We start from the raw sequence: 26,694 nt of genomic DNA, 5'->3' as shown, positions 1-26,694 counted from the left end.
CATGAGCAAGACGACCCCCATGACGACCACACCGCCGCGACGCCGGGTGCTCGCGACCCTGGCCGCGCTCGCGGCCGCGCCCCTTCTCGCCGTCGCCGCGCCGGCGGCGGCGCAGGAGGCCTATCCGACCCGGCCGATCCGCTTCGTCGTGCCGTTCTCCGCCGGCAGCGCCACCGACACGCTCGCCCGCGTGCTGGGCGAGAAGGTGTCGTCCCTCCTCGGCCAGCCGGTGGTGGTGGAGAACCTGCCCGGCGCCACCGGCCAGATCGCCGCCAGCAACGTCGCCCGCGCGGCGCCCGACGGCTACAGCGTGCTGATCACCTCGAACTCCACCCACGCCTCCAACCAGGCGCTCTACAAGAAGCTCTCCTACGATCACATCAAGGATTTCGAGCCGGTCACGACGCTCGGCACCATCACGCTGGCGCTGGTGGTGAACCCGTCGGTGCCGGCCGCCACGACGCAGGATTTCATCGCTTACGCCAAGGCGAATCCAGGCAAGCTCTCGTTCGGCGCCGGCTCCACCTCCTCGCGGCTCGCGGTGGAGATGCTGAAGACCGGGGCGGGGGTGGACATCCTCTACGTGCCCTACAAGAGCAACCCGCAGGCGGTGAGCGACCTGCTCGGCGGCCAGATCCAGGTGATGTTCGCCGACATCTCCACCACCCTGCCGCAGGCCCGCGCCGGCAAGCTGAAGGCGCTCGGCGTGTCGAGCGCGCAGCGTTCCAAGCTCGCGCCCGAGCTGCCCACCATGCGCGAGGCCGGCATCGCCGGCTACGAGCTGACCGCCTGGTTCGCCGCCTTCGTGCCGGCCAAGACCCCGGCGCCCATCGTTGCGACGCTCAACAAGGCCATGGTGCAGGCCATGGCCGACCAGGGCGTGCAGACCGCGCTGCTGAATGCCGGCATCGAGCCCAATTCCTCGACCCCCGAGGCGCTCGCCAAGCTGGTGGCGGCCGAGACCAAGAAGTGGGCCGAGATCACCAAGGCCGCCGGCATCGAGCCGGAATGAGGCGACCCCGGCCGGGGGATCCCGGCGGGCAGGACGTCCGGTGCCGGCTGACCGCCTGCGCCGGGCGTTTCGTCATTTGCGGGTCCATCGCCTCGCCCGGGCAAGCCACCGAGGGCGATAAATCCCTCGTGCTCAACGCCGTGGCGGGCGGCCGGCCGCCCGCATGGCGGCGCGCGGCGGTTCCCTGTGGGCCGATCACGCCCTAGACTTTAGTCGCAGGGAAGGAAAAACCCGCTGGCCTTTGTGCGGCAAGCAGGTAGCTTCTCGGCCAACCACATCAGCAGGAAGGGACGCCAATGAAGAAGCTCATCATGGCGACGCTCGCCGGAGCCCTCGCGCTCGCGCCCGTCGCCGCCAAGGCGGAGTTTGTCAACGTCCTCACGGGCGGCACCTCCGGCGTGTACTATCCGATGGGCGTCGCCATCGCCAAGGTGATCGGCGAGAAGGTGCCCGGCGCGCGGCCCTCGGTGCAGGCCACCAAGGCCTCGGTCGAGAACCTCAATCTGATCCAGCAGGGCAAGGGCGAGGTCGCCTTCACCCTCGCCGACAGCCTCGCCGACGGCGCGGCGGGCAAGGAGGAGGCCGGCTTCAAGGCGCCGCTCTCCAAGGTGCGGGCGCTCGGCGGCATCTATTCCAACTACATCCAGATCGTCGCCTCGAAGGAATCCGGCATCAAGACCATCGCCGATTTGAAGGGCAAGCGCCTGTCGGTGGGCGCGCCGCGCTCCGGCACCGAGCTCAACGCCCGCGCCATCCTGAACGCCGCCGGCATCAAGTACGAGGATCTCGGCAAGATCGAGTACCTGCCGTTCGCCGAGTCGGTCGAGCTGATGAAGAACCGCCAGCTGGACGCCACCCTGCAGTCCGCCGGCCTCGGCGTCGCCTCGATCAAGGACCTCGCCAACTCGGTCGCCATCGTCGTGGTGGAGGTGCCCGGCGCGGTGATCGACAAGATCGGCGCCCCCTATCTGAAGGCCACCATCCCGGCCAAGACCTATGAGGGCCAGGAGGCGAACGTCGCCACCGCCGCGGTGCCGAACTTCCTCGTCACCCGCGCCGACCTCAAGGACGACGAGGTCTACGCCATCACCAAGGCGATCTACGAGAGCCTGCCGGAGCTGGCGGCGGCCCATGCGGCGGCCAAGTCCATCAAGCTCGAGAACGCCATGAAGGGCTCGCCCGTGCCGTTCCATCCCGGCGCCGCGAAGTACTTCAAGGAGAAGGGCGTGACGCCCTGAGGCGCAGGCCGCCTTCGTGCACGCGTCCGCACGCCGTCGGCTCCCGGGCCGGCGGCGTGCGCCTTTGAGGCCCTGCGCCCCGCGGGGCCATTGAATTCGAACGGGCTTTCCGCTCCCATGGCGTGCCTCGGCGGCGCCATGCCGCGCCGGGCCCAGAGCCGCGAGAAGACCCGTCCATGTCGCAGAGCATCACCAACGCCGAGCCCGGTCGCCTCGATCACGGCGCCGAGGTGATCGTCGAGCCAGGCCTCGGCCACCTGGAATGGGGACCGGGCGCGTGGGGCCGGGCGGTGTTCTGGATCGCCGTGCTCTTCTCCACCTTCCAGGTGATCACCGCCGCCTGGAGCCCGCTGGCGAGCCAGATCGTGCGCTCGGTCCATGTGGGCTTCCTGCTGCTGGTGATGTTCGCCATCGCCGGCAACCACAAGCAGGGGCCTATGCGCTTCGTGCTCTGGGCGGTGGGCATCCTCTCGTTCATCGTCGGCCTCTATCACTGGGTGTTCTATTCCGACCTGATCGCCCGCGCCGGCGACCCCTCGACCATGGACATCGTCGTCGGCACCCTGGCGGTGATCCTGGTGTTCGAGGGCGCACGGCGGCTCATGGGCCTGTCGCTGCCGATCCTGTGCGCTGCGTTCCTGCTCTACGGCCTGTTCGGCCAGTATCTGCCGCCGCCGCTCGACCACCGCTCCTTCGACTATGCGCAGGTGGTGGACCAGATGTTCCTCGGCACCGAGGGCATCTACGGCACGCCGACCTATGTCTCGTCGTCCTACATCTTCCTGTTCATCCTGTTCGGCGCGTTCCTGGAGCGCGCCGGGATGATCCAGCTGTTCACCGATTTCGCCATGGGCACGGTGGGCCACACCCGCGGCGGTCCGGCCAAGGTGTCGGTGATCTCCTCGGCGCTCATGGGCACCATCAACGGCTCTGGGGTCGCCAACGTGGTGACCACCGGGCAGTTCACCATCCCGCTCATGAAGAAGTTCGGCTACAAGCCGGCCTTCGCCGGCGCGGTGGAGGCGACCTCCTCCATGGGCGGGCAGATCATGCCGCCGGTGATGGGCGCGGTCGCCTTCATTATGGCCGAGACCATCGACGTGCCCTATTCGGATATCGCCACCGCGGCGATCATCCCGGCGATGCTCTATTTCTTCACCGTGTTCGCCATGGTGCACCTGGAGGCCGGCCGGCACGGTTTGCTCGGCCTGCCGAAGGACCAGTGCCCCGACGCGCTGAAGGCGCTGATCGACCGCTGGTACCTGCTGCTGCCGCTCGCGGTCCTGGTCTGGCTGCTGTTCTCCGGCTACACGCCGCTGTTCGCGGGCACCGTCGGGCTCGCGCTCACCGCCCTGATCGTGCTCGGCACCCCGGTCGCCCAGGCCATCGGCCCCTACGGCCTCAAGCTGGTGTTCTGGGTGGTGCTCGGCGTCGCCGCGGCGAGCTTCCTCGAATACGGCATCAATGGCATCGCCTGGGCGGTGGCGGCTTTGGTCGCCGTCCTGTTCTTCGTCAAGGGCGGGCGTGAGACCCTGCGCATCAGCCTGGAGAGCATGGCGGACGGCGCGCGCAACGCGCTGCCGGTGGGCATCGCCTGCGCCCTGGTGGGCACCATGGTGGGCGTGTTCACGCTCACCGGCGTCGCCAGCGCGTTCGCCTCCTACGTGGTGGCGGTGGGGCAGAACTCGCTGTTCCTGTCCCTGCTGCTCACCATGGTGGCCTGCCTGATCCTCGGCATGGGCCTGCCGACGATCCCGAACTACATCATCACCGCCTCGATCGCCGGGCCGGCGCTGCTGGAGCTCGGGGTGCCGCTCATCGTCTCGCACATGTTCGTGTTCTATTTCGGCATCATGGCCGACCTCACGCCGCCGGTGGCGCTGGCGGCCTTCGCCGCCGCCCCCATCGCCAAGGAGAGCGGCATGAAGATCGCCGTGCAGGCGACGCGGGTGGCGCTCGCCGGCTACGTGGTGCCATTCATGGCGGTCTACGCGCCGGCGCTGATGCTCCAGCCGGGCGATCCCATGGCGGCGGCGATCGGCTTCTGGCCGGCGGTGGCCTATGGCGTCATCAAGGCGCTGGTGGCCATCGTGTTGTGGGCCGCCACCGCCACCGGCTATCTGCTCGGGCCGCTGAACACCGCCGAGCGGGTGGCGGCCTTCGCAGCGGCGGCGCTGCTGATCGCGGCCTTGCCGCTCACCGACGAACTGGGCTTCGCCGCCGCCTTCGCCTTCCTCGCCTGGCACGTGACGCGCCTGCGCGCCACCCGCGCGGCCAAGGCCTGACCGGCGGGTGGGCGCACTCGCCTGCCTGATCGCCGGCGGCCAGATGGTGCGGCTCGCCGCCGCCTTCACGCTGGCCTGGACCCATTCGGTCCAGAAGAGCGAGTGGCAGGAGGACTGGCGCGCCACCCCGGAGGGGCTCGCCATGGTCGAGATGCGGGTGGAGGGCTCCGGCGCCGGCATGGAGCCGCCCGAGGGCGCGGTGCTGGAGGGCGGGCGCTACGTGGCGCATCCCCGGCTGCCGCCCTTGAGGGAAGTGGTGCTGCGCCGCTCCGGCGCCACCGCCGACTGGCGCATCTGCATCGACGGGCGCTGCCGCCTCATGGGCGATCTGATCCCCGCCGACGCCGACCCGGTCACGCTCGCTCTGTGCCCGGACGCTCCGGGCTAAGGCGCCGGCCGGCGCCCGCGAGGATGCGCAGGGGCGGCAAAGGGCCTATATGCGGGCCATGAACGACCAGCCCCGCGACCAATCCCGCGACCCTCCGCGCGCGTCCGCCCCCGGGCCGGCCGCGGCCCCCGCCGCAGCGGGTCCGCTGGTGTTCGACCGCGCCTTGCTGCGCCGCCGGCTGGCCCGCGCGGCGAGGCTCGGGCCGGCGACCTTCCTCCTCGACCGCGCCGCCGAGGACCTCGCCGAGCGGCTCGGCGCGGTGAGCCGGCGCTTCGAGACCGCGCTCGACATCGGCACCCCCACCGATGCCGCCGCGCGCGTGCTGGACGTCCATCCCGCCGTGGGGCGGGTGTTCCGCGCCGCGCCTGCCGCCCTCGGCCTTGCCCCCGGCGCCGGCGCGGTGGTGGCGGATGCGGAGGCGCTGCCCTTCGCCGGCGAGCAGCTGGACCTCGTGGTCTCGCTGCTGGCCCTGCAGGGGGTGAACGACCTGCCGGGCGCGCTCGCCCAGGTGCGCCGCGCGCTGAGGCCGGACGGGCTGTTCCTCGCGGCTTTGCTCGGCGGGCGCAGCCTTGCCGAACTGCGCCAGGCCTTCGCCGAGGCCGAGAGCGAGACCACCGACGGCCTTTCGCCCCGGGTCGCGCCGTTCGCCGACGTGCGCAACCTCGGCGCTTTGCTGCAGCGGGCCGGCTTCGCGCTGCCGGTGACCGACGTGGACAAGGTGGTGGTGCGCTACGCATCGCCCTTCGCGCTGTTCGACGATCTGCGCCGCATGGGTGGCGCCAACGCGCTGGCCGAGCGCCGCCGGGTGCCGCTGCGCCGGGCGACGCTGCTGCGGGCGGCGGAGATCTACCAGCAGCGGTTCGCCGATCCGGACAAGCGCGTACGCGCCACGTTCGAGATCCTGTGGCTGTCCGGCTGGGCGCCCCACGCCAGCCAGCAGCAGCCGCTGAAGCCCGGCTCCGCCAAGATGCGCCTCGCCGACGCTCTGGCGGCGACCAAGGGGCCGCCGGACGCTTCGTGAGGGCCGCGGCGGGCCTTGAGGCGAGGGGCGGCGCGACGTATTGCAGGCGCAACAACGCCTGACAGAGGAAAGGGCCAACGGATGACGCGGCACGGCGGGAGCACGCAGCGATGAGCGGTCAGGGATCGGCGGCCGGGCGGGAGGTGCCCTTCACGCGCGCGGACTTCGCCCACACTTTGGCGCTCACCACGCGCTGGGCGGACGTGGACGTCTACGGCCATGTGAACAACGTGGTCTATTATTCCTATTTCGACACGGTGGTGAACGAGCACATGATCCGCAAGGGCGTGCTCGACCCGGCGGCGAGCGCGGTGATCGGCCTCGTGGTGGAGACCCGCTGCACCTATTTCCGCAGCCTCAACTTCCCCGAGCCCGTGATTGCGGGGCTGAAGGTGGCGAAGCTCGGCACCTCCTCGGTGCGCTACGACATCGCATTGTTCCAGGGCGGCGACGATGCCTGCGCCCAGGGCCACTTCGTCCACGTCTATGTGGACCGCGCCACCCAGCGCCCGGTGCCGATCCCTGACGACGTGCGCGCCGTGCTCGCGGCGCTGGTGCCGCAGGGCTGAGGGCGCCGCTTGAAGCGGCGGCGCCGGCCCGGACGCTCCGGGCCGGCGCGGGTCGTGGTCCAGGCCGCGCGCCGAGGCCGCGCGGCGTTTGCTCAGGGCCTTTGGCTCAGGGCTTGGCCGGCGCCGGCGCGGCGGGGGTGCCGGGCGTCGCCGGCTTGGCCGGGACCGAGGTCTTCTCCACCTTGCCCTCGGCGCGCAGCTTGGTGACCAATTCCGCCTGCGACTTCTGCACCAGGAAGCGATCGATCTCGTCCTGCACCTGCTCGAAGGTCGGCACCGGGGTCTCGCGCTTGTCCTCCACCTTGATGACGTGCCAGCCGAACTGGGTCTTCACCGGGTCGGAGATCTGGCCCTTGTCCAGCTTGAAGGCGGCCTCGGCGAATTCCGGCACCATCTGCTCCTTGGTGAAGTAGCCGAGATCGCCGCCGTCCTCGCTCGAATCCTTGGAATTCTCCTTGGCGAGCTTGGCGAAGTCCTCGCCGGCCTTGGCCTTCTTGGCGATCTCCTTGGCCTTGGTCTCGTCGTCCACCAGGATGTGGCGCGCGCGCACCTCGGTCTCGGGCTTGCGCTGCTTGACGAACTCCTCGTAGGTCGCGCGCTTGGCCTCGGCGGTCACGGCCTTCTTCGCCGCCTCGGTCAAGAGCAGGTCCACCAGCGCCTTGGTGCGGGCATAGGCCATGCGCTGCTGGAACTGGGGCGTCTGGTCGAGCTTCTCGGCGGCGGCCGCCTGGGCGAGCAGCGTCAGGTCGGTGAGGTAGGAGGCGATGTATTCGAGCCGCTGCTCGCCTTGCAGCTGGGGCGGGATGTTCGGGCCGATATCCTCGGCCGCGAGCGCGAGGTCGCTGGCGCGGATCGGCGTTCCGTTCACCGTCACGAGGACGGGATCGGCGGCGCCGGCGGGCGCGGCGGCGCCGGCCGGCGCGGTGGCCGGGGGCGTGGCGGTGGCCTGGGCGAAGGCGGCCGTGCCCGTCGCCGCAACGAGGGCGAGCGCGAGAGCGGCGGTTTGGGCGGAACGCATCATGGGTCCGGTTTCCTCGGAAAGTGGGTGTGCCCCTGGAGCGGCCCGTTGCGGGGGCCGCCTCGCTCATTCCTCGCGGGCGGATGGAGCTTTTCCATGGCAGCATGGCGCTGGCCAAGGAAAAGTCCCGCCGGGGGCGAGCCGCGCGCACCCTCGCTTAGCTCGCCCGGCAACACAAGAGCCGGCCCCTGACAGGATCGTGACGCGGCCGCCCGCCGCGCCCCCGGCGCGTGCAATTCGCCGGCGGCAGGGCTTCCGTTGGCGCGAAAGAGACTGTATAAGGCGCGCCTTCAATTCGAATGCTGGTTTCGCAGACCGTGCGCGAACCGCCGCAGCGGGCTGATGGCTCGCCTTGAGGAGTTTAGGACATGGCCGTCCCGAAGAGAAAGACGTCCCCGTCGCGCCGCGGCATGCGCCGTTCCGCCGACGCGCTGAAGCAGCCGACCTATGTGGAAGACAAGGATTCCGGCGAGCTGCGCCGTCCGCACCACCTCGACCTGAAGACCGGCATGTATCGGGGCCGGCAGGTCCTGAAGCCCAAGGCCGAGGCCTGATCGCCTCCCGGCCGCGCCTGGCGCGGCCGGGCGGGGACCGGCAGGGCTCGGCCCAAGGCGCGACCGGCTCTGGCGCTGCTTCGGCGCCGCCGATTCGCGCGCCGCAGGGCCGGGCCGCTTGACGGGATCGGCCGGCACGGCCGGTCCTGATACCGGGCGAGGGGCCAATCTCCCATTGCGGGATGGGTTTCGGTCCGCCGCCCTTCCGGGCCGCCGCGCCCGGACGCGTGCCGCTTAGCGTGTTCTCCGTCATCGTCCCTTCGCCGGGAACGGTGACTGTCCCGGCGCGATTGGCGACCCGTCGGCCGCCGCGGCGCGGCGGGCCGCCTCAGGTCCGGTCGAGGAGAATTTGATGCTGACGCCGATTCCTCTGCTCATTATCCCGCTGGCGCTGTTCAATATCGTCGCCTTCCTCACCCCCGGCCTCGACTGGCACTCCCCCCTCACCACGGTGCAGATGCTGTCCGGGTCGAAATGGGAGATCAGCCTGGCCGAGGCATTCCTCGCCTTCAGCCTGTTCGTGCTGTTCTTCGAGATCCTGAAGTCGACGCGCATCACCTCCCGCTCGATCATCGACCACATGCTGTCGATGCTGCTGTTCGCGGTCGGTCTCGCGGAATTCCTGCTGGTGCCGCAGGCGGGCAATTCGGTATTCGCGCTGCTGCTGTGCATCATGCTGCTGGACGTGGTGGCGGGCTTCTCGGTCTCGGTGCGCGTCGCCCAGCGCGACTTCTCGGTCGAGCCGCGCGACAACGGTTGAGACCGTCCCGGACCCGGGGCGCGGCCGGGTGCCGCGCAAGCGAGTCGTCTTGGCGCCGTCTCCGCAGCCGCCGCCTCGCCACGATCGCCACGGGGCTCAAGCGCCACGGGCCTCGAGCGCCACGGGGCTCGGCGCCGCGCGCCTGCGTCCCGCGCGCGGCTGGGATTGCGCGGCCCGGCGGGCGGGGCCCTTCACCCTGCCCCTCTCCCGCAGGCAAAGGAACGCGTTCCGCAGGGGGAAACCCCAGCAGAGGGCGCCACGGCGCGGGTCGGCAGAAGCCTCTCCCCGGCAGAGGGCAGGCGAGGGGAAGGGGCGCCGGGGAGGCACCGCGCCCGGGATCGCCCGCCCGTCAGGGCTGCGACGGGCCGCCTTCGCCTTCGCCTTCGCTTTCGGGCTTCTTGATGAGCTGGTCGAGCTTCGCCTGCATCTCGGCCATCTGCCGCTTGATGGCGTCGAACTCGCCCGGGCGCGGCTCGGGAGCGGCGGGAGCGGTGCCCGGCGCCGCCGGGGTGCCGGCGGCGGCCGCGGGCACGCCTTCCGCCCCTTCCGTCTTCGGGAAGGGCAGGAAGATGTGGAACGCGCGCTCGAACATCTCCATGTTGCGGCGCACGTGGTCGTCGAGGCCGGCGAAGCCGCCGCCCGTGAGCGTCTTCGCCACGTGGTCGCGGAACTTCTCCTGGTCCTTGGTGAAGCTGTCGAAGGACGCTTCCAGGTAGCGCGGCACCAGCATCTGCATGCTGTCGCCGTAAAATCGGATGATCTGGCGCAGGAAGGTGATGGGCAGAAGGTTCTGACCCTTGTTCTCCTGCTCGAAGATGATCTGGGTGAGCACCGAATGCGTGATGTCGTCGCCGTTCTTGGCATCGTACACCACGAAGTCCTCGCCCTCCTTCACCATGTTGGCGAGGTCTTCGAGGGTCACGTAGGTGCTCGTGCCGGTGTTGTAGAGGCGGCGGTTCGCGTATTTCTTGATGGTGACTGGCTCTTGCGACTTTGCCATCGTCCGGTCATCCGTTTTCCTTGGGGTGACACACGTTAGGGCGTTTCCAAACACAGGGCTACCAATTTGTGTGCGCCGCGGGCGCCGAACGTGCAGCGCATCGCCGCGCGCCGCCCGGGACCGGCCCGCAGGCATCGCCGCGTGCCCATTGCCTTGACATGTGTCATTGACACATTGTCGACGGCACAACCACTTTAGCATCCGAACGCGGCGGCGCTGCAGCGCACGCCGCGAGAGGCCAGAACCGGCCGCATAGGCCCAGGAGAGAGCACCATGAAGGACGAGGTCGTCATCGTCGGCGCAGCGCGCACCCCGGTCGGTTCGTTCAACGGCGCCCTTGGGGCGCTGCCTGCGCACGAGCTCGGCGCGATCGCCATCAAGGCCGCGCTGGAGCGCGCCGGCGTCGCCACCGACGCGGTCAGCGAGGTGATCCTCGGTCAGGTGCTCACCGCCGCCCAGGGCCAGAATCCGGCGCGCCAGGCCTCGCTCAAGGCCGGCCTGCCGATCACCAGCCCGGCCTGGGAGGTGAACATGGTGTGCGGCTCGGGGCTGCGCACGGTGGCGCTGGGCGCCCAGGCCATCGCCAATGGCGACAGCGACATCGTCGTGGCGGGCGGCCAGGAATCCATGAGCCAGTCCACCCACGCCGCGCACCTGCGCAACGGCCAGCGCATGGGCGACCTCGCCTTCGTCGACACCATGATCAAGGACGGCCTGTGGGATGCCTTCAACGGCTACCACATGGGCAACACCGCCGAGAACGTGGCGAAGGAGTTCCAGATTACCCGCCAGGAGCAGGACGAATTCGCCGTCGCCTCCCAGAACAAGGCGGAAGCGGCCCAGAAGGCGGGCCGGTTCAAGGACGAGATCGTGCCCGTCACCATCGCCTCCAAGAAGGGCGACGTGGTGGTGGACCAGGACGAGTACATCCGCCACGGCGCCACCCTGGAAGCCATGACCAAGCTGCGCCCCGCTTTCGTGAAGGACGGCACGGTGACCGCCGGCAACGCCTCGGGCCTCAATGACGGCGCCGCCGCGGTGGTGCTCATGAGCGCCGAGAAGGCCAAGGCCGCCGGCAAGACGCCGCTGGCCCGCATCGTCTCCTGGGCCCAGGCGGGCGTCGATCCCTCGGTCATGGGCACCGGCCCGATCCCGGCCGCCAAGCTGGCTCTGGAGAAGGCCGGCTGGAGCGCCTCCGACCTCGACCTCGTCGAGGCCAACGAGGCGTTCGCCGCCCAGGCCATCGCGGTCAATAAGGGGCTCGGCTGGGACACCTCCAAGGTGAACGTGAACGGCGGCGCCATCGCCATCGGCCATCCGATCGGCGCCTCCGGCGCGCGCATCCTCGTCACCCTGCTGCACGAGATGCAGAAGCGCGACGCCAAGAAGGGCCTCGCCACCTTGTGCATCGGCGGCGGCATGGGCATCGCCATGTGCCTCGCGCGCGACTGAGGCCGCGCTCAAGGACGCCGCGACGTTCGATCGCGGCGTCCGGTTCTCAAATCAATCAAAGACTTGCTAAGTACCGATCCGGGCGTAGCTCGATCCGCTCGGGTCAAGGGGCAGGCGTCTTCAGGTCGGGCCAACAGAAGTGAGGAGGAGACAATGGGGCGCGTCGCATTGGTCACGGGAGGCACTCGCGGCATCGGGGAGGCGATCTCGGTCGCGCTGAAGGCTGCCGGCCATAAGGTGGCAGCGAACTTCGCCGGCAACGAGGAGGCCGCCAAGGCCTTCACCGCGAAGACCGGCATCCCTGCCTTCAAGTGGGACGTGTCTGATTTCGAGGCCTGCAAGGCCGGCATCGCCAAGGTGGAGGCCGAAGTCGGCCCGGTGGAGATCCTGGTCAACAATGCCGGCATCACCCGCGACGGCCAGCTGCACAAGATGTCGCTGGAGCAGTGGAGCGCGGTGATCAACACCAACCTCAACTCCGCCTTCAACATGACCCGCAACGTGATCGAGGGCATGCGCGACCGCAAGTTCGGCCGCATCGTCTGCATCTCCTCCATCAACGGACAGAAGGGCCAGTTCGGCCAGACCAACTATTCCGCCGCCAAGGCCGGCGAGATCGGCTTCGTGAAGGCGCTGGCCCAGGAGACGGCGCGGCTCGGCATCACCGTCAACGCCATCGCCCCGGGCTACATCGCCACCGAGATGGTGAAGGCGGTGCCGGCGGAGGCGCTGGCCAAGATCGTCGCCACCATCCCGGTGGGCCGCCTCGGCGAGCCCGAGGACATCGCCCGCTGCGTCGTGTTCCTGGCCGCGGACGACGCCGGCTTCATCACCGGCTCCACCATGACGGTGAACGGCGCGCAGTACATCACCTGAGCCCCGCCGGCGCTTGCTCGCACGCCGTCGCCCTCCGGCCTGGCCGGAGGGCGACCTTCCCGCTTGCCGCTCTTCCCCGAACAGCGCCGCCGCAGCGCCTGCCGGCTCCTGTCGGGTTTGCGCCCCGCCGGCCGGGGATGTCGCATAAGCGCCAATCGGTCGATCCAGGCATCTATCTGAAATATAATGTAAAAATTAGATCGGCCAGCGCGGCACGGGACTTGAATCGTTCCAGCATCGTCCCTCAGCCCGCGCGAGCTTCCATGACCGATGCCTTGACCACCGATGCCCTGACCGCGGATGCCGCCGTCGAGGAGGCGCTGGAGATCCCCCAGGTCTATGCGCACCACGTCTTCTGCTGCTTCACCCAGCGCCCGCCGCAGCATCCGCGCGGCTCGTGCGGCGCCAACGGCGCCCAGCCTTTGTGGGAGCGGCTCGGCAAGAAGATCGAGGCCACGGGGCGGCGCGACATCTGCATGACCGCCTCGGGCTGCCTCACCTTCTGCCAGGCGGGGCCCATCATGGTGGTCTATCCGCAGGGCATCTGGTACCAGCCGCGCACCCCCGAGGACATCGACGAGATCGTCGCGTCCCACCTCCTAGGCGGCCGGCCGGTGGAGCGCCTCATCGTCGTTCCGCGGGTGTGAGGAGCGCGGGCGGCGCGCCGCGTCGTCGGATTGCGGCTCCCCATGTCCCGCCCCGTCGCCCTCCGGCTTGACCGGAGGGCCCAAGCGCCGGTGCCGTTCACCCTGCGGCGCGGATGGATGCTCCGGTCGAGCCGGAGCATGACGGCGGATAGGGGTGTCGCGCCGGGCCCGGCCTACTCTGGCGCCCCTCCCGCCGTCCCTCAGGCGCCGGCGTCGAGGGCTGCGACGATGGCCTCGCCCATCTCGCGCGTGCTGATCGCCGGCGTGCCCTTGGGGGCGATGTCGGCGGTGCGCTTGCCGGCGTCGAGCACGGTGCCGATCGCCGCCTCGATGCGGTCGGCCACCTCGCCCTTGCCCAGCGAATAGCGCAGCGCCATGGCGAGCGAGCCGATCATGGCGATGGGATTGGCGATGCCCTGGCCGGCGATGTCGGGCGCCGAGCCGTGCACCGGCTCATACATGGACGCGCGCTTGCCGGCCGCGTCCGCCGCGCCGAGCGAGGCGGAGGGCAGCATGCCGATGGAGCCGGTGAGCATGGAGGCGAGGTCGGACAGGATGTCGCCGAACAGATTGTCGGTGACGATCACGTCATACTGCTTGGGCCAGCGCACCAGCTGCATGGCGAGGCTGTCGGCGAGCTGGTGCTCCAGCTCCACGTCCTTGTAGGCGCGCGCGTGCAGCTGGGTCACCACTTCCTTCCAGAGCACGCCGGACTTCATCACGTTGTGCTTCTCGGCGGAGGTCACCTTGTTGCGGCGGGTGCGCGCGAGCTCGAAGGCGACGGACGCGATGCGCTCGATCTCGAAGGTGTCATAGACCTGGGTGTCGACGGCACGCTTCTGGCCGTTGCCGAGGTCCGTGATGGTCTTGGGCTCGCCGAAATAGACCCCGCCGGTGAGCTCGCGCACGATCAGCAGATCGAGCCCCTCCACCACCTCCGGCTTCAGCGAGGAGGCCTCGGCGAGCGCGGGATAGCAGATGGCGGGGCGCAGATTGGCGAACAGCTCCAGGTCCTTGCGCAGGCGCAGAAGGCCCGCCTCGGGACGCGCCTCGTAGGGCACGTCGGCCCATTTGGGCCCGCCGACGGCGCCGAAGATCACCGCATCGGCGGCCTTGGCGAGCGCCATGTCGGCTTCCGAGATGGCGGCGCCGTGGGCGTCATAGGCGGCGCCGCCCACCAGGCCCTCCTCGATGGCGAAGGAGGCGAGGCCGGCCTTTTCCAGCCACGCGATGACCCGCTTCACCTCCTCCATCACCTCGGGGCCGATGCCGTCGCCGGCGAGCAGGAGCAGCTTGTGGGTGGCCATGCGGGTCTCCTCGTTCCTAGGGTCGATGCGGCGTCGCGCCGTCTTGGTGGGGCGTCCGTCCTGAGGGCGGCGTGGGGCGGCGCGGTCGCGCCGCCGAAAGGGCGTCACGGCTCTAAGGCGTCGCCGCCGCGAGCGCAAGGGCGCGGCGGGAACCGGCGGGCGGGCGAGCCGCCGCCTCAGCCGCCCTTCACGAAGGCGGCGAAGGCCGCGGCATAGTCCTTGTGCCAGCGCGACAGCGGCGGGCGGTTGGCGATGATGTCGCCGGCCGCCCAGGCGATGCGCCTCTCGTCGAGCGCCCGCGGCACGTCGTTGTCCGGGCACAGGATGTAGAAGTCGCCGGCCTCGAGGCGCTCCAGCAGGAAGTCCACGGTCTCGTCCGCGGTCCAGGCGCCCGCCGGCTTCTCGGTGCGCCCGCCGGCGGCGAGCGGGGTGAAGACGAAGCCGGGGATGAACAGATGGGCCGAGACGCGGCCGCCCTCGGTGTTGCGCAATTCGTGCTGGAGCTGCTCGGTGAACACCTTCACGCCCGCCTTCGAGACATTGTAGGCGGGATCGCCGGGCGGGGTGGTGATGCCCTGCTTGGAGCCGGTATTGACGATCAGGCCCGGCTTGCCGCGCGCCAGCATCCTCGGCCCGAACACGCGCGCGCCGTGGATCACGCCCCAGAGGTTCACGGCGATCACCTGCTCCCAGTTCGCCAGCGGGCCGAACAGCGCGCTGCCGGGCTGCACGCCGGCATTGTTCATGACGAGGTCCGTGCCGCCGAAGCGGGCCGCGACCTCCCCCTCGAGGCGTTCGATGTCCTCGAGGCGGCTCACGTCGGTGGCGCGCGCGAGCACGTCGTCGGCCCCGCCTCTGGCGCGCGCGGCGACCTCTGCCGCCGCGGCCTCGAGCTTCGCGCCCGGAAGGTCGGCGATCGCGACCTTCAGGCCGCGCGCGGCGAACCGCCGGGCGGCCGCAAGGCCGATGCCGGAGGCGCCGCCGGTGACGACGGCGACCGCGCCGGCGGACAGGGCGGGATGGGGCATGGCGGGGCTCCTTGGGGTGGGGGCCTCAGCGCCGCGTGGCGACGAAGGCGCCGCCGACGATGAGCAGGCAGGCGAGGGCGAGGGACCAAGTGGGCGCGGCGAAGCCGGCGAGCACCAGTAACAAGGTGGAGAGCACCGGCGCGGCATAGGAGGCGACGCCCAAGAGGCGCACGTCGCCCTGCTTCATGCCGACGTCCCAGGCATAGAAGGCGATGCCCACCGGGCCGATGCCGAGCGCCGCCACCGCCGCCCACTCGCCGGGGCCGGACGGCCACACGGTCTCCTCCCAGGCGAGGTGGCACGCGCCAGCCAGCAGCGCGGTGACGAGGCAGAAGCCCGCCACCGCCTGCGTCGGCACATCGGCAAAGCGGCGCGAGAGCACCGAGTAGGACGACCAGATGAAGGCGCAGGCGAAGGCGGCGGCATAGCCCGGCAGGTAGCGCGCCTCGATGCCGCCGAAGCCGCCTTTGCCGAGCAGCAGCACCACGGTTCCGGCGAAGCCCATGAGCGCGCCGATCACGTGGCCTCTTCTCAGCCCGCCCCCCGGCAGCAGCGCCGAGAGCAGCACGATCAGCAGCGGCCACAGATAGTTGATGAGCCCGGCTTCCGCCGGCGGGGCCCATTTCAGGGCCGCGAAATAGAGGAAATGGTAGCCGAACAGACCGCCCACGCCATGCAGATAAGCGAGCGGGCGCTGCGCCAGCACGCCGATGCCCGGCCCGGCGAGCGCCGCGGCGAGCCCGACCGCGCCGCCGAGCGCGAAGGTGAGTGCGGTGAGCAAGAACGGCGGCACCCGGCCGGTCGCCGCCGTGAGCAGCGCCAGCGTCGCCCAAAGGAGGATGGCGGCAAGGCCGATGCGCGTCGCGCTGGCGGGGGGCATTTCAGGGCTCGGGGGTCAGGGGCCGAGGAGGTCGATGAGCGGCGGGATCAGCGGCGCGTCGGCGGGCGGCATGTCGAGGTCGCGCAGCTTGCCCGCGCGCACCCATTTCAGCGCCTGGTGCTCCTTGCGCTGGACCATGCCGTCCCAGCGCCGGCAGACCCACAGCGGCATCAGCAGATGGAAGGTCTCATAAGCGTGGCTCGCGAAGGAGAGCGGGGCGAGGCACTCCTCCTTCACGCGGATGCCGAGCTCCTCGTCGAGCTCGCGGATCAGCGTCTCCTCCGGCCGCTCGCCGGGCTCCATCTTGCCGCCGGGAAACTCCCACAGCCCCGCGAGCGTCCGGCCTTCGGGGCGCTGGGCCACCAGCACGCGGTTGTCCGTGTCCACCAGCGCACAGGCGACGACGAGGGTGAGCCTCACGAGCGATAGTCCCCGTTGATGGCCACGTATTCCTTGGTGAGGTCGCAGGTGAGCACGGTGTCGGCGCCGCGGCCGAGGCCGAGGTCCACGGTGAGGTCGATCACGTCGTTCTTCATGTAGTCCGACACCGTCGCCTCGTCATAAGCGGGATCGCGCGCGCCGGCATGGGCGACGCGGATGTCGCCGAAGGAGATCGAGAGCAGGTCGCGCTCGGCCGGCTCGCCGGCCTTGCCCACCGCCATCACCACGCGGCCCCAATTGGCGTCCTCGCCCGCCACCGCGGTCTTCACCAGCGGCGAGTTGGCGATCGACATGGCGATGCGCCGCGCCGACTTCTTGGAGGTCGCGCCATTGACGTGCACCCGCACCAGCTTGCGCGCGCCCTCGCCGTCGCGCGCCACCTGCTCGGCGAGGTCCGCCATCACCGCGCGGAGCGTGCGGCGGAAGGCGCGCAGGCGCGGGTCGGTGGGATCCTTGATGGCCGGCACGCCACGCGCCTTGGCGGCGCCGGTGGCGAACAGCAGCAGCGTGTCGGAGGTGGAGGTGTCGCCGTCGATGGTGATGGCGTTGAAGGTGGTCTTCACCGCCTTGTCGAGCATGGATTGGAGCACGCCCGAGGCGAGCGGGGCGTCGGTGAAGATGAAGGACAGCATGGTCGCCATGTCGGGGGCGATCATGCCGGCGCCCTTGGCGATGCCGGTGATGGTGACCGGCAGATCGTCGATCAGCACCGTCGCCGTGGACAGCTTGGGGAAGGTGTCGGTGGTCATGATGGCGCGGGCGGCTGCCTCCCAGGGGCCGTTGGCGAGGCGCGAGGCGGTTTGCTCCAGCACCCCCTCGAAGCGCGTCGCGTCGAGCGGCTCGCCGATCACGCCGGTGGAGGCGAGGAACACCTCGTTCGGCTTGCAGCCGAGCGCCCGGGCGGCGATCTCGGCGGTGAGCCTGGTCGCCGCGCGGCCCTTCTTGCCGGTGAAGGCGTTGGCGTTGCCGGAATTCACCACCAGGCCCTTGGCCTTGCCCTTCTTGAGCAGATCGCGGCACCATTCCACCGGCGCCGAGGGGCAGCGCGAGCGGGTGGTGACCCCCGCCGCCGTGGTGCCGGGCGCGAACGCCATCAGCAGCACGTCCGTGCGGCCCTTGTAGCGGATGCCGGCCTCGGCGGTGGCGAAGGCGACGCCGGGCACGGCGGGCACCTCGGGCAGGCTCTTGGGCGCGAGGGGAGAGACGGGCGTGGACATGGTGGCTCCCGGGATCGGCGGCGGCGCGCCGGAACCGGGCATCGTGCCCGGGGCCGGCGCGCGTGGCCGAGGGTGTGCCGCAGGACGGGGGCGGACGCAAGGGCGGGGGATCTTGCCATGGTCGAGTCGGCATTGCTGAGCCTTGACGACCGGGCCGGTCGGGCTGCAACTTCGCCGCGGCCACCCGTGCTTGCCAGGAGGCCCGCCGGGCGGCAATGTCTGCCTGGAACAACATCAAATGGTTGCATTCTGGCGCGGGCTCGCGCCAGGCGACTGGGTTTGGGACGCATGATGATCATTGACGGTGGGACGGCTGCGGCCGGCGAAGGGGACGAGCGCGCTCGGCGGCGGCCGCAAGCGGGGGCGCTCAGCCGCCGGTCGTTCCTCCTCGGCTCCGCCACCGGCCTCGGCGCGCTCTCCCTCGCCGGCTGCGCCGGAGACGGCATGAGCCTTGCCGAGGCGGAGAAGCTCTACGGGCCGGTGCCCACCGAGAAGTTCCCGATCCCGGCGGCCGACATCAGCAAGGTCAATCCCAAATACTACCGCCGGACGGTGCGCTACGATTCCAAGGAAGCGCCCGGCACGATCATCGTCGATCCGAGCAATTACTACGTCTACCGCATCGAGGACGGGGAGACCGCCACCCGCTACGGCGCCAATGTGGGCCGCAGCGGCTTTCTGTGGCACGGCGACGCCTATGTGGGGCGCAAGGGCGAATGGGCGACCTGGACTCCGCCCAAGGAGATGATCCAGCGCCAGCCCGAAGTGGCGAAATACGCCCGCGGCATGCCCGGCGGCCTGGAAAACCCGCTCGGCGCCCGCACGCTCTACCTCTACCAGAACGGCGCCTACACGCTCTACACCATCTACGCCTCGAGCGATCCGGAGAGCATCGGCACCGGCGTCACCAGCGGCTGCGTCGGCCTGCTGAGCCAGGACATGATCCACCTCTACGACCAGACGCCGGTCAAGACCAAGGTGACCGTGCTGCCGGCCTAGCACCGGTCCGCCGTACAGCGGTCCGCCGAACGGGCTCCGGGCTCCCGCTTCGACAACGGGCCGGCCGCCGGCCAGTATGGGCCGCGATGCGTGGCGGCCTTCGAACAGGCCGGCCGGCGCCCGGGGGGGCTGGGATGAGGCTGGGCGGATTCGATCTGGTCCTTTGGGCCTCCTGCCTCGCCATGCTGGCGGTGGGCGCCAACAGCACGGCGATCATGGCCGCCCTGCCGCTGATGGGGAGCGAGCTGCGGCTGCCGGCTGCCGGCGTCCAGTGGGCGGTGAACGCCTATCTCGTCATGTCCGCCGCCTGCGTGGTGCTCGGCGGGCGGGCGGCGGACCGCTTCTCCGCGCGCGCGGCCTCCATGGCCGGGCTGGCGCTGTTTGGCCTCGCCTCGGCGATCATCGCCACTTGCGAGGGGCAGGTCGCCCTGCTGGCCGGGCGCGCCCTGCAGGGCCTCGGGGCGGCGTTCGCGGTGCCCGGCACGCTCGCGGCGATCAATGCCGGCGCGCCGCCGGAGCGCAAGGAGGCCGCCATCGGCGCCTGGACCGGCTTCCTGATGCTGGGCTTCAGCATCGGCCCGCTGCTCGGCGGCAGCCTGATCCATCTTGCCGGCTGGCGCGCGATCTTCTGGCTCAACGTGCCGCTCACTCTGGCGGCGCTCGCCGGCCTCGCCCTGTCCGGCGCGCCGGCCGCGCGCGCCGCGCCCGCGCCAGGCGGGCGCGGCGACGTCGCGGGCTTCGTCCTGCTCGCGACGTTCATGGTGTCGGTGGTGTTCGGCCTTCATGGGCTGCCGCACGCCGAGGCGGCGCCGCTCGCCGCCCTCGGCCCGCTGGTGCTGGCGGGGGCGGCGCTCCTGCTCCTGCTGCGGGTGGAGGCGCGCGCGGCCGCGCCGCTGGTGGACCTCGCCTTCTTCACCCGGCCCGGGTTCGTGATCGGCACCGCCATCGGCGCGCTGGCGATGATGTGCATCATGGGCCTGCTGCTCTATTTCAACCTCTATGCGCAGAGCCGGCACGGCCTCGGCCTCACGGCGCTCGCGGCCGGGGCGCTGCTGCTGCCGCTCGGGCTGGCGCTGCTCGTGCTCGCGCTCTCAGCCTCGGCGGTCGCCGCGCGGATCGGGGTCGGCAACGCCATGACGGCCGGCATGGCCTTGATCGTGCTCGCCAGCGCCGTCACGGGGGCCGCGGTTGCGCGCGGCAGCCTCATCCTGCTCGCGGCCGGGTTCTGCGCCGTGGGCGCGGGCCTCGCCGTGCCCTACGCTCTGGCCCCGCGCCTTGCGCTGTCCGCCCTGCCGCCGGCGCAGGCCGGCCAGGGGGCGGGCATCGTCAATGCCTGCGCGTTCCTCGGCGGCAGCGTCGGCGTGGCGGCGGGCGCCATCGCCTTCATGATCGCCGGATTTCCCGGCGTCCTGGCGATGATCGCCTTGGTCGGCGCGCTCGGCGCGGGGCTGGCGCGCAGGATCGCAGCGGAGGGCTAGGGTGGGGCGGGGGATGGCGGGCAGGCCGTGGCCGGCGTGCATCGGCCCGGCTTGAAACGGGATTGCAGGGCGCTTCGCGCTGGACTGTGACGGGCCCGGCCGCTACCCGTAGCTGCAACCCTGGCTGCCGAGAGCTGTGACGATGCCCGCGAAGAAAGCCCCCGTCTTCGGCGCCCTCAATCGCAACGCCACGCTGGCCGAGAACAGCGTCAATGCCGGGCCGGTGCAGCTGGATTCCGACGTATCCCTGAAAAATCCGGACGGCACCGGATTCCAGGGCGGCGCCTTCAGCGTCAAGCTGGCCAAGGCGACCACCCATGACGATCTGGTCATCACCGAAAAAGACGGCATCGCCCTGCAGGTGAATGGCGAGAGCGGGGCCACCGAGGTCTATTACAACGGCGCGCGGATCGGCACCCTGACCTCGTCCGGGCAGGACGGGACGGCGCTGGTGGTTGCCTTCGACCAGCCGGTGGACGATGCCGCCGCCACCGCCTTGGCCCGCGCCGTCGCCTTCGCCTATTCCGGGGACACGCCCGCCGCCGCGGCCCGCGCCCTCACCTTCTCCGTCACCGATGCGGAGGGAACCACCAAATCGGCGAAGATGCAGCTGAAGCTGACGCCGCAGAACGACGCCCCGGTCTTCTCCGGCCTGGAGCCGGCCTCGACCCGCGACCGGGCCGATTTCACGGCCGGCTTCGTCATCGACGCCGACGCGCGCGTTCTGGATCCCGACGGGACCACCTACAAGGGCGCCACGCTCAACGTCCATGTCGCCGACGCCGGCAGCACCGACCAGCTTTATCTGGCGCCCGGCGCGTTCAGCATCACCGGCACCAAGCTCTATTTCAACGGCAAGGTGGTGGGCACCGTCTCGGCCGACGGCGTGTCCGGCCACGACCTCGCCTTCACCTTCCAGGTCAAGGGCCAGTTGGGCAAGGGCGCGCTGTCCGACGCGCAGGTGAGCACGCTGCTGGAGCAGGTGTCCTACCGCTCGACCGCGTCCGGCCCCCTGACGGATGCGCCCACCGTTTCGTTCACGCTCACCGATGCGCAGAAGGGGGTCGTCCATCAGGACGTGAGCTTCAGCTTCACGAACGCGGCTCCGGAGTTCCTGCCGGCCAGTCCGGACGGGAGCGGCATCATCCGTCTGTCCACGGGTAAAGGCAGCGCGCAACCCGTCGCCTCGCCGGACGGGACCAAGGTGGCGTACATGTCCTCGATGGCGGGGCAGCGCCAGGTTTTCGTCAGCAACCTCGCGACCGGGGAGGTCACGCTCGTGTCCTCGAGCGCCTCCGGTACAGCGGGCAATGACGACAGCGTCGATAAAATCGCCTTCTCGCCGGATGGCCACAAGGTGGCCTTCGTTTCCGACGCGTCGAACCTCGTGCCGGGGGACACGAACGGGGCGGAGGATGTGTTCGTCAAGGACCTCGACACGGGCGCCATCACCCGGGTCTCCACCGATTCCGCGGGCGGTCAGATCAATACGTGGAGCGAAAAGCCCGTATTCTCGCCTGACGGAACCAAGATCGCGTTCGAAACGCCCGCATCCAACCTTGGTTATGTCGACACGAACGGCAGTTCCGATCTTTTCGTCAAGGATCTCGCCACCGGCACTCTAACGCTGGTTTCGAACAATGCGGCAGGCAGCGCGTTCGGCAACGGCAGCTTCAATCCATCCTTCTCGCCGGACGGGACCAGGATCGTTTTCATGGCGTTCGGCACCGCGGTTGGACCCGGCCTGCCTGGGAGTACCGCCGTCTACGTGAAGGACCTCGCCACCGGTGATGTGACCTTCGTGTCCTATGCCAGCGCTCATGAGGTGCTTCCCGTCTTCTCCCCCGACGGCACCAAGGTCGCCTTCCTCTCCTACCCGGGAGAGGTGATCCCCGGCGCGGTGAACGACTCTGTGCAGCTTTTCATGAAGGACCTCGCCACCGGCGAAGTGACCTTCGTGAGTTCCGATGCGGCGGGCACCCCGGGCAACGGCCTGGCCACCGGCGAATTCGCCTTCTCGCCGGACGGCACCCGGATCGTCTTCTCGTCCATGTCCTCGAACCTCGTCGCCGGCGATACGGACGGGGTCGCGAACGTCTTCATCAAGGATCTCGCCACCGGGGCGGTCACGCGCGTCGAAGGCAATGTGGATGGTGCCAGCGGTGGTGCCGTGTTCACGGCGGACGGCGCCCATGTGGTCTTCTCGTCCGCCGCGAGCGGCCTCGTCGCGGGCGACGCGAACTTCGCCAGCGACATCTTCATGGCGGCGCTGGCCACGCCTTCCGTGACGAGCGTCACGCTGACCGAGGACCCGGCGCAGAGCCGGCTTTCGGCCATCGGCACGGTCTATTTCTCCGACGCGGACACGCTTGATGCCCACGAGGTGTCCGTGAGCCAGCCCCAGGAGACGCTGGGCACGCTCTCGGCCAAGGTCGTGAGCGACATGAACGGCACCGGCGCCGTCGTCTGGTCCTATGCCGTGGACGAGAGCGACGTGGCGGCGCTCGCGGCGGGCGAAAGCCGTGTCGATACCTTCACCCTACTGGTGTCCGACGGTGCCGGCGGCACGACCGCCACCACCGTGGCCGTCACGCTGGTCGGAGCGGGCGAGGACGCCGCCACGATCGCCACCTTCAGGTTCGCGCCGGACGATGCGGCGCAGGCGCAGAAGCAGGCGCAGGCGCACTCGGCAGGCGCCGATCTTTGGGCATCGGTCGCCGCCTGCTTCGGCGACGCCGGCGACACGCTCGCCGACCTCCTCGCGTCCATCGAGACGCGCGCTTTCGGTGCCGCGCATCCTCAGGTCCTGGCCGGGGCCGTCGCGGGGGCGGCGGCGCATGCGGCATTCGACCCCGGAGCCTGGGACCTGGGCGTCCTGGAGCAGGCGCTCGACCGGCTGCCGGCGCCCGGCGCCGATCTTCTCGACGGCCTCTGGACCTACGCCCTGGAACACGGCGCCGCGGCGAAGACCGTGTTTCCCCACGACGTCGCGGACCTGTCGGCGGCGCTGGCGACCGAGCTTCGGAGCGCCCTTCACATCGGTCACGATGGCGGGCACTGGCTGATCTAAAGCATTTTCAACAAAAGCGGGTTCCGGATTTGCAAGGGACGGGGCGCGCCCCGGGGCGCGGCCGTCGGCCCCTGCAGCCTTTTCCCGTGTCCTTGGCTGGCGATCCTTCATCAGATCGGGGGAGCTTCGCCGCGCGCCAATCGCCGAAGCCGAGCGCCGGCCTTTCCTCCCTCACCCGCCCATCTCCTCCCTCAGAATCTCCAGCCGCAGCCATTCCTCCTCGGCGGCGTCCAGGGCGGCCTGGGCCTTGGCGAGCGCCGCCGAGGCGGCCTCGAACCTGGCCGGGTCGCGGGCATAGAGGGCCGGGTCGGCCAGGGTGGCGGCGTGCTTCGCCAGCTCGGCCTTCAGCTTCTCCATGGTGGCGGGCAGCGTCTTCAGAGCGTGCTGCTCGTGGAACGACAGGCGCTTCTTTTCCTTGAGGTCCTGCCCGAGGCTACCCTCCTTGGCGCCGCCCTTCGCCGCGCCTTTCGCAGCGCCCTTGCCCGCCTCCCCGGCGAAGGCTGGGGGCGGCGCCTTGCCCGGTGCCGCCTTCGCCCGTACCCCGTGGCCGCGCTGGGCCACCATGTCGGCATAGCCGCCGGCATATTCGCGGAAGATGCCCGTGCCCTCCGCCGCGATCACGCTCGACACCGTGCGGTCGAGGAAGTCGCGGTCGTGGGAGACCAGGATCACGGTGCCCGGGAAGTCCGCCACCATCTCCTGGAGCAGATCGAGGGTCTCGAGGTCGAGGTCGTTGGTGGGCTCGTCCAGCACCAGCAGGTTGGCCGGCATGGCGAGCGCGCGCGCCAGCATCAGCCGCCCGCGCTCGCCGCCCGAGAGCACGGAGAGCGGCGCATTGGCTTGCTCGGGGGTGAACAGGAAGTCCTTGAGATAGCCCATCACATGCTTGGGCGTCCCGCCCACCATCACCTGGTCCGAGCCGCCGCCGGTGAGCGCGTCGCGCAGCGTGGTGGACGGGTCGAGCGCGCCGCGCTGCTGGTCGAGCGAGGCGATCTCGAGATTGGTGCCGAGCCGCACGCTGCCGGTGTCGGGCGCGAGCGCGCCGGTCAGCATCTTCAGCAGCGTGGTCTTGCCGGCGCCGTTGGGGCCGACGATGCCGATGCGGTCGCCGCGCAGGATGCGGGTGGAGAAGTCCTTGACCACGCACACGCCGTCATAGGACTTGGCGATGTGCTTGGCCTCGATGATGAGCTTGCCGGAGGTCTCGGCCTCGGTCACGGCGAGCTTCACATTGCCGGTGGCGCGGCGCTCCTCGCGGCGGTCCTTGCGCATGGAGTGGAGCAGGCCCAGGCGCCGCACGTTGCGCTTGCGCCTGGCGGTGACGCCGTAGCGCAGCCAGTCGAGCTCGGCGACGATCTTGCGGTCGAGCTTGTGGCGCTCGCTTTCCTCCTGCTCCAGCACGCCGTCGCGCCACGCCTCGAAGGCGGCAAAGCCCTGTTCCAGGCGCCGCGTGGTCCCCCGGTCGAGCCAGACGGTGGCGCGCGAGAGGGTCTCCAGGAAGCGCCGGTCGTGGCTGATGAGCACGATCGCCGAGCGCAGCGACTTCAATTCCGCTTCCAGCCATTCGATGGCGGGCAGGTCCAGATGGTTGGTGGGCTCGTCCAGCAGCAGCACGTCCGGCTCGGGGGCGATGACGCGGGCGAGCGCGGCGCGCCGCGCCTCGCCGCCGGAGAGGGTGGCCGGGTCCTCGCGGCCGGTCAGGCCGAGTTCCTCCAGGAGATAGGCGGCACGATAGGTCTCGTCGCCGGGGGCAAGGCCGGCTTCCACATAGGCCAGCGTGGTGGCGAAGCCGGTGAAGTCGGGCTCCTGCGGCAAATATCGCACGGTGGTGCCGGGCTGGAAGAAGCGCGTGCCGCCGTCGGGCTCGACGAGGCCGGCGGCGATCTTCAGCAGCGTCGACTTGCCGGAGCCGTTACGCCCCACCAGAGCGAGGCGCTCGCCGGCGGAGACGGACAGCTCCGCCCCATCGAGCAGAGGGGTGGCGCCGTAGCGCAGCTGGATGTCCTGGAGCAGGATGAGGGGCGGGGCCATGCGCCCCGCTTATCCCGCCCGGGCCCGGAAGGCAAAGGGAGGGGGGAGCATTCCGCGCCGGCCCGCTTTCGGCACCCGGCGCCGTTCCGCTCCCTCCCCTTTGGGAGGACCGCAGGGGGAGCGCCGCCGGGGTGCGCCGCGGCGCGCACTTGCATCGGGTGCGCGGTGCCTCCATTTAGCGGGGGAGGCGCCGAGCGCCGATGGAGGCACCCATGACCCAGACCACGGGCCGCATTTTCGACGAGATGGCCCGCCTCGTGAACGATGCCGCCGGCGTCGCCCAGGGCGTGCGCCGCGAGGCCGAGACCGTGATGAAGGCCCAGATGGAGCGTTTCCTGCGCGACATGGACCTCGTCAAGCGCGAGGAGTTCGAGGCGGTCAAGGACTTGGCCGCGAAGGCGCGCGAGGAGAACGAGGCGCTTGCCGCCCGCATCGCTCTGCTGGAGGAGAAGCTCGCCGCCGGCCGCGCCACCGCCGACCAGTCCGAGGATTGATCCCGGCGCCGGGCTTCGGGAGCGGCCGCCGGGGACAGGGCGGTGCGGCACACAATCTGTCGTAGCACCGCAATGATTCCCCGCGATATACTGATTTTCGTGGCGATTCGTAGCCGGTTCGTCGCGCCGGGGCGCGACGGGGCGTAGCCTCGCCACGGCGGGCCGGTCCGCCGGTGCGCCTGGAGCCGGGTCCGTTCAGGCCGGCCAACCTGAACGGGACATCCGGCTCCGACACTGGAAACGGCACGCCGCGCTGCGCATGCCTCCCCGGCCTGAGTTGACGCCCGTGCCGCGTTCGACCCTCTCCGCGTCCCTCACACCGCGAGGTCGAGGCCATGTCTCTCATCGACATCGAAGCCGATGCGCCGGCGAACCCCGTGGACCTCGTGGAGCGGCTCGCCGCCGTCCATGACTGGTCCTTCGAGCGCTCCGACGAGGACGAGATCACCCTTTCGCTCGCCACCCGCTGGACGGACTGCCACGTCTCGTTCCAGTGGATGGACGAGTTGGAGGCGCTGCATCTCGCCTGCGCCTTCGACTTCAAGGTGCCGGACGGCCGGCGCTCCGAGGTGCTCAAGCTCCTCGCGCTGGTGAACGAGCAGATGTGGCTCGGCCATTTCGACCTGTGGTCGCAGGAGGGCGTGATCATGTTCCGCCACGCTCTGGTGCTGGCGGGCGGGGCCACCGCTTCAGGCCGCCAATGCGAGGCGATCGTCGACGCGGCGATCGATTCGGTGGAGCGCTATTATCCCGCCTTCCAGTTCGTGGTCTGGGCCGGCAAGACCGCCCGCGAGGCCATGGACACCGCCTTGTTCGACACGGTCGGGGAGGCCTGAGCGCCACCGGCTTTCTCCACCCTCTCCCCCGCGCGACCGGCTCCCCTTCTCTTCGGGACGGTGCGGGGGTGAGGGACCGGCGTGCGGGCGGCG

At 70.4% G+C, this 26,694-nt stretch carries 24 protein-coding genes; 16 read left to right on the top strand and 8 right to left on the bottom strand.

Features of this window, described 5'->3' with window-relative positions:
* Position 1 precedes the first annotated feature (1 nt).
* The 6 genes from ABLE88_RS07460 (at position 2) to ABLE88_RS07435 (ending at position 6,513) form a co-directional block, all read left to right on the top strand.
* Entirely contained in the window at positions 2–1,012 is a 1,011-nt protein-coding gene (locus tag ABLE88_RS07460; RefSeq protein WP_348830806.1) for a Bug family tripartite tricarboxylate transporter substrate binding protein, read from the top strand.
* A 296-nt stretch (positions 1,013–1,308) separates the two neighbouring features.
* Complete coding sequence (locus ABLE88_RS07455) at positions 1,309–2,250, top strand: TAXI family TRAP transporter solute-binding subunit (RefSeq protein ID WP_348830805.1); 942 nt, start codon at positions 1,309–1,311, stop codon at positions 2,248–2,250.
* Positions 2,251–2,426: 176 nt separating this feature from the next.
* Positions 2,427–4,535, top strand: coding sequence for a TRAP transporter permease (locus ABLE88_RS07450; RefSeq protein ID WP_348830804.1), 2,109 nt, complete (start codon positions 2,427–2,429; stop codon positions 4,533–4,535).
* A gap of 7 nt (positions 4,536–4,542) precedes the next feature.
* Entirely contained in the window at positions 4,543–4,923 is a 381-nt protein-coding gene (locus ABLE88_RS07445; protein WP_348830803.1) for a DUF1850 domain-containing protein, read from the top strand.
* A gap of 58 nt (positions 4,924–4,981) precedes the next feature.
* On the top strand, positions 4,982–5,944 hold the full coding sequence (locus ABLE88_RS07440; protein ID WP_348830802.1) for a methyltransferase domain-containing protein: 963 nt from the start codon (positions 4,982–4,984) through the stop codon (positions 5,942–5,944).
* A gap of 110 nt (positions 5,945–6,054) precedes the next feature.
* On the top strand, positions 6,055–6,513 hold the full coding sequence (locus ABLE88_RS07435) for an acyl-CoA thioesterase (RefSeq protein WP_348830801.1): 459 nt from the start codon (positions 6,055–6,057) through the stop codon (positions 6,511–6,513).
* 106 nt (positions 6,514–6,619) lie between these two features.
* Here the strand turns inward: ABLE88_RS07435 and ABLE88_RS07430 are convergent, their stop codons facing one another.
* Positions 6,620–7,534, bottom strand: a complete 915-nt coding sequence (locus ABLE88_RS07430) for a peptidylprolyl isomerase (protein ID WP_348830800.1) — start codon at positions 7,532–7,534, stop codon at positions 6,620–6,622.
* 365 nt (positions 7,535–7,899) lie between these two features.
* Between ABLE88_RS07430 and rpmF the strand changes: the two genes are divergently transcribed.
* Together rpmF and ABLE88_RS07420 are read left to right on the top strand one after the other, a co-directional pair.
* Positions 7,900–8,085 (top strand): 50S ribosomal protein L32, encoded by a 186-nt coding sequence (rpmF, locus tag ABLE88_RS07425; protein ID WP_348830799.1) that lies wholly within the window; start codon positions 7,900–7,902, stop codon positions 8,083–8,085.
* 352 nt (positions 8,086–8,437) lie between these two features.
* A complete protein-coding gene (locus ABLE88_RS07420) occupies positions 8,438–8,845 on the top strand; it encodes a hypothetical protein (protein WP_348830798.1) in 408 nt (135 codons plus the stop codon).
* A 349-nt stretch (positions 8,846–9,194) separates the two neighbouring features.
* On the opposite strand, the gene phaR is transcribed toward ABLE88_RS07420, so the two are convergent.
* Entirely contained in the window at positions 9,195–9,845 is a 651-nt protein-coding gene (gene phaR, locus ABLE88_RS07415; protein ID WP_348830797.1) for a polyhydroxyalkanoate synthesis repressor PhaR, read from the bottom strand.
* Positions 9,846–10,118: 273 nt separating this feature from the next.
* Here phaR and ABLE88_RS07410 point away from each other — a divergent pair, with 273 nt between their 5' ends.
* From ABLE88_RS07410 to ABLE88_RS07400, 3 genes are all read left to right on the top strand, one after another.
* Complete coding sequence (locus tag ABLE88_RS07410; protein ID WP_348830796.1) at positions 10,119–11,297, top strand: acetyl-CoA C-acetyltransferase; 1,179 nt, start codon at positions 10,119–10,121, stop codon at positions 11,295–11,297.
* Between the two features lie 153 nt (positions 11,298–11,450).
* Entirely contained in the window at positions 11,451–12,173 is a 723-nt protein-coding gene (gene phbB, locus ABLE88_RS07405) for an acetoacetyl-CoA reductase (RefSeq protein ID WP_348830795.1), read from the top strand.
* A 263-nt stretch (positions 12,174–12,436) separates the two neighbouring features.
* The gene (locus tag ABLE88_RS07400; protein ID WP_348830794.1) at positions 12,437–12,820 is read left to right on the top strand and encodes a (2Fe-2S) ferredoxin domain-containing protein; all 384 of its coding nucleotides are present in this window, start codon (positions 12,437–12,439) and stop codon (positions 12,818–12,820) included.
* 200 nt (positions 12,821–13,020) lie between these two features.
* On the opposite strand, the gene leuB is transcribed toward ABLE88_RS07400, so the two are convergent.
* The 5 genes from leuB to argJ all read right to left on the bottom strand — a co-directional run bounded on the left by leuB (position 13,021) and on the right by argJ (position 17,693).
* Positions 13,021–14,127, bottom strand: coding sequence for a 3-isopropylmalate dehydrogenase (gene leuB / locus ABLE88_RS07395; RefSeq protein ID WP_348830793.1), 1,107 nt, complete (start codon positions 14,125–14,127; stop codon positions 13,021–13,023).
* Between the two features lie 176 nt (positions 14,128–14,303).
* The gene (locus tag ABLE88_RS07390) at positions 14,304–15,155 is read right to left on the bottom strand and encodes an SDR family NAD(P)-dependent oxidoreductase (RefSeq protein WP_348830792.1); all 852 of its coding nucleotides are present in this window, start codon (positions 15,153–15,155) and stop codon (positions 14,304–14,306) included.
* A 25-nt stretch (positions 15,156–15,180) separates the two neighbouring features.
* A complete protein-coding gene (yddG, locus tag ABLE88_RS07385; RefSeq protein WP_348830791.1) occupies positions 15,181–16,035 on the bottom strand; it encodes an aromatic amino acid exporter YddG in 855 nt (284 codons plus the stop codon).
* Between the two features lie 15 nt (positions 16,036–16,050).
* The gene (locus tag ABLE88_RS07380; protein ID WP_348830790.1) at positions 16,051–16,455 is read right to left on the bottom strand and encodes a (deoxy)nucleoside triphosphate pyrophosphohydrolase; all 405 of its coding nucleotides are present in this window, start codon (positions 16,453–16,455) and stop codon (positions 16,051–16,053) included.
* Entirely contained in the window at positions 16,452–17,693 is a 1,242-nt protein-coding gene (argJ, locus tag ABLE88_RS07375) for a bifunctional glutamate N-acetyltransferase/amino-acid acetyltransferase ArgJ (protein ID WP_348830789.1), read from the bottom strand. Before argJ ends, ABLE88_RS07380 begins: the two co-directional genes overlap by 4 nt.
* A 291-nt stretch (positions 17,694–17,984) precedes the next feature.
* Here argJ and ABLE88_RS07370 point away from each other — a divergent pair, with 291 nt between their 5' ends.
* From ABLE88_RS07370 to ABLE88_RS07360, 3 genes are all read left to right on the top strand, one after another.
* Entirely contained in the window at positions 17,985–18,692 is a 708-nt protein-coding gene (locus tag ABLE88_RS07370; protein ID WP_348831109.1) for a L,D-transpeptidase, read from the top strand.
* A 134-nt stretch (positions 18,693–18,826) separates the two neighbouring features.
* Positions 18,827–20,170, top strand: coding sequence for an MFS transporter (locus ABLE88_RS07365; protein ID WP_348830788.1), 1,344 nt, complete (start codon positions 18,827–18,829; stop codon positions 20,168–20,170).
* 142 nt (positions 20,171–20,312) lie between these two features.
* Entirely contained in the window at positions 20,313–23,240 is a 2,928-nt protein-coding gene (locus ABLE88_RS07360; RefSeq protein WP_348830787.1) for a TolB family protein, read from the top strand.
* 171 nt (positions 23,241–23,411) lie between these two features.
* On the opposite strand, the gene ABLE88_RS07355 is transcribed toward ABLE88_RS07360, so the two are convergent.
* Positions 23,412–25,271: an ABC-F family ATP-binding cassette domain-containing protein gene (locus ABLE88_RS07355; RefSeq protein WP_348830786.1), complete on the bottom strand. Its 1,860-nt coding sequence runs from the start codon at positions 25,269–25,271 to the stop codon at positions 23,412–23,414.
* Positions 25,272–25,483: 212 nt separating this feature from the next.
* Here ABLE88_RS07355 and ABLE88_RS07350 point away from each other — a divergent pair, with 212 nt between their 5' ends.
* Both ABLE88_RS07350 and ABLE88_RS07345 read left to right on the top strand, forming a co-directional pair.
* The gene (locus ABLE88_RS07350) at positions 25,484–25,765 is read left to right on the top strand and encodes an accessory factor UbiK family protein (RefSeq protein WP_348830785.1); all 282 of its coding nucleotides are present in this window, start codon (positions 25,484–25,486) and stop codon (positions 25,763–25,765) included.
* 335 nt (positions 25,766–26,100) lie between these two features.
* On the top strand, positions 26,101–26,601 hold the full coding sequence (locus ABLE88_RS07345) for a type III secretion system chaperone family protein (protein WP_348830784.1): 501 nt from the start codon (positions 26,101–26,103) through the stop codon (positions 26,599–26,601).
* Positions 26,602–26,694 lie beyond the last annotated feature (93 nt).

It is taken from the genome of Xanthobacter luteus (assembly GCF_040049235.1).
Taxonomy (GTDB): domain Bacteria; phylum Pseudomonadota; class Alphaproteobacteria; order Rhizobiales; family Xanthobacteraceae; genus Xanthobacter.
The sequence above is the reverse complement of the archived record's forward strand: the minus strand, read 5'-3'. Positions and strand labels throughout refer to the sequence as shown.

Coding starts and splice junctions, on each gene's coding strand:
- ABLE88_RS07460 (WP_348830806.1), top strand. CDS start 2: ATGAGCAAGACGACCCCCATGACGACCACACCGCCGCGACGCCGGGTG.
- ABLE88_RS07455 (WP_348830805.1), top strand. CDS start 1,309: ATGAAGAAGCTCATCATGGCGACGCTCGCCGGAGCCCTCGCGCTCGCG.
- ABLE88_RS07450 (WP_348830804.1), top strand. CDS start 2,427: ATGTCGCAGAGCATCACCAACGCCGAGCCCGGTCGCCTCGATCACGGC.
- ABLE88_RS07440 (WP_348830802.1), top strand. CDS start 4,982: ATGAACGACCAGCCCCGCGACCAATCCCGCGACCCTCCGCGCGCGTCC.
- ABLE88_RS07435 (WP_348830801.1), top strand. CDS start 6,055: ATGAGCGGTCAGGGATCGGCGGCCGGGCGGGAGGTGCCCTTCACGCGC.
- ABLE88_RS07430 (WP_348830800.1), bottom strand. CDS start 7,534: ATGATGCGTTCCGCCCAAACCGCCGCTCTCGCGCTCGCCCTCGTTGCG.
- rpmF (WP_348830799.1), top strand. CDS start 7,900: ATGGCCGTCCCGAAGAGAAAGACGTCCCCGTCGCGCCGCGGCATGCGC.
- ABLE88_RS07420 (WP_348830798.1), top strand. CDS start 8,438: ATGCTGACGCCGATTCCTCTGCTCATTATCCCGCTGGCGCTGTTCAAT.
- phaR (WP_348830797.1), bottom strand. CDS start 9,845: ATGGCAAAGTCGCAAGAGCCAGTCACCATCAAGAAATACGCGAACCGC.
- ABLE88_RS07410 (WP_348830796.1), top strand. CDS start 10,119: ATGAAGGACGAGGTCGTCATCGTCGGCGCAGCGCGCACCCCGGTCGGT.
- phbB (WP_348830795.1), top strand. CDS start 11,451: ATGGGGCGCGTCGCATTGGTCACGGGAGGCACTCGCGGCATCGGGGAG.
- ABLE88_RS07400 (WP_348830794.1), top strand. CDS start 12,437: ATGACCGATGCCTTGACCACCGATGCCCTGACCGCGGATGCCGCCGTC.
- leuB (WP_348830793.1), bottom strand. CDS start 14,127: ATGGCCACCCACAAGCTGCTCCTGCTCGCCGGCGACGGCATCGGCCCC.
- ABLE88_RS07390 (WP_348830792.1), bottom strand. CDS start 15,155: ATGCCCCATCCCGCCCTGTCCGCCGGCGCGGTCGCCGTCGTCACCGGC.
- yddG (WP_348830791.1), bottom strand. CDS start 16,035: ATGCCCCCCGCCAGCGCGACGCGCATCGGCCTTGCCGCCATCCTCCTT.
- argJ (WP_348830789.1), bottom strand. CDS start 17,693: ATGTCCACGCCCGTCTCTCCCCTCGCGCCCAAGAGCCTGCCCGAGGTG.
- ABLE88_RS07370 (WP_348831109.1), top strand. CDS start 17,985: ATGATCATTGACGGTGGGACGGCTGCGGCCGGCGAAGGGGACGAGCGC.
- ABLE88_RS07365 (WP_348830788.1), top strand. CDS start 18,827: ATGAGGCTGGGCGGATTCGATCTGGTCCTTTGGGCCTCCTGCCTCGCC.
- ABLE88_RS07360 (WP_348830787.1), top strand. CDS start 20,313: ATGCCCGCGAAGAAAGCCCCCGTCTTCGGCGCCCTCAATCGCAACGCC.
- ABLE88_RS07355 (WP_348830786.1), bottom strand. CDS start 25,271: ATGGCCCCGCCCCTCATCCTGCTCCAGGACATCCAGCTGCGCTACGGC.
- ABLE88_RS07350 (WP_348830785.1), top strand. CDS start 25,484: ATGACCCAGACCACGGGCCGCATTTTCGACGAGATGGCCCGCCTCGTG.
- ABLE88_RS07345 (WP_348830784.1), top strand. CDS start 26,101: ATGTCTCTCATCGACATCGAAGCCGATGCGCCGGCGAACCCCGTGGAC.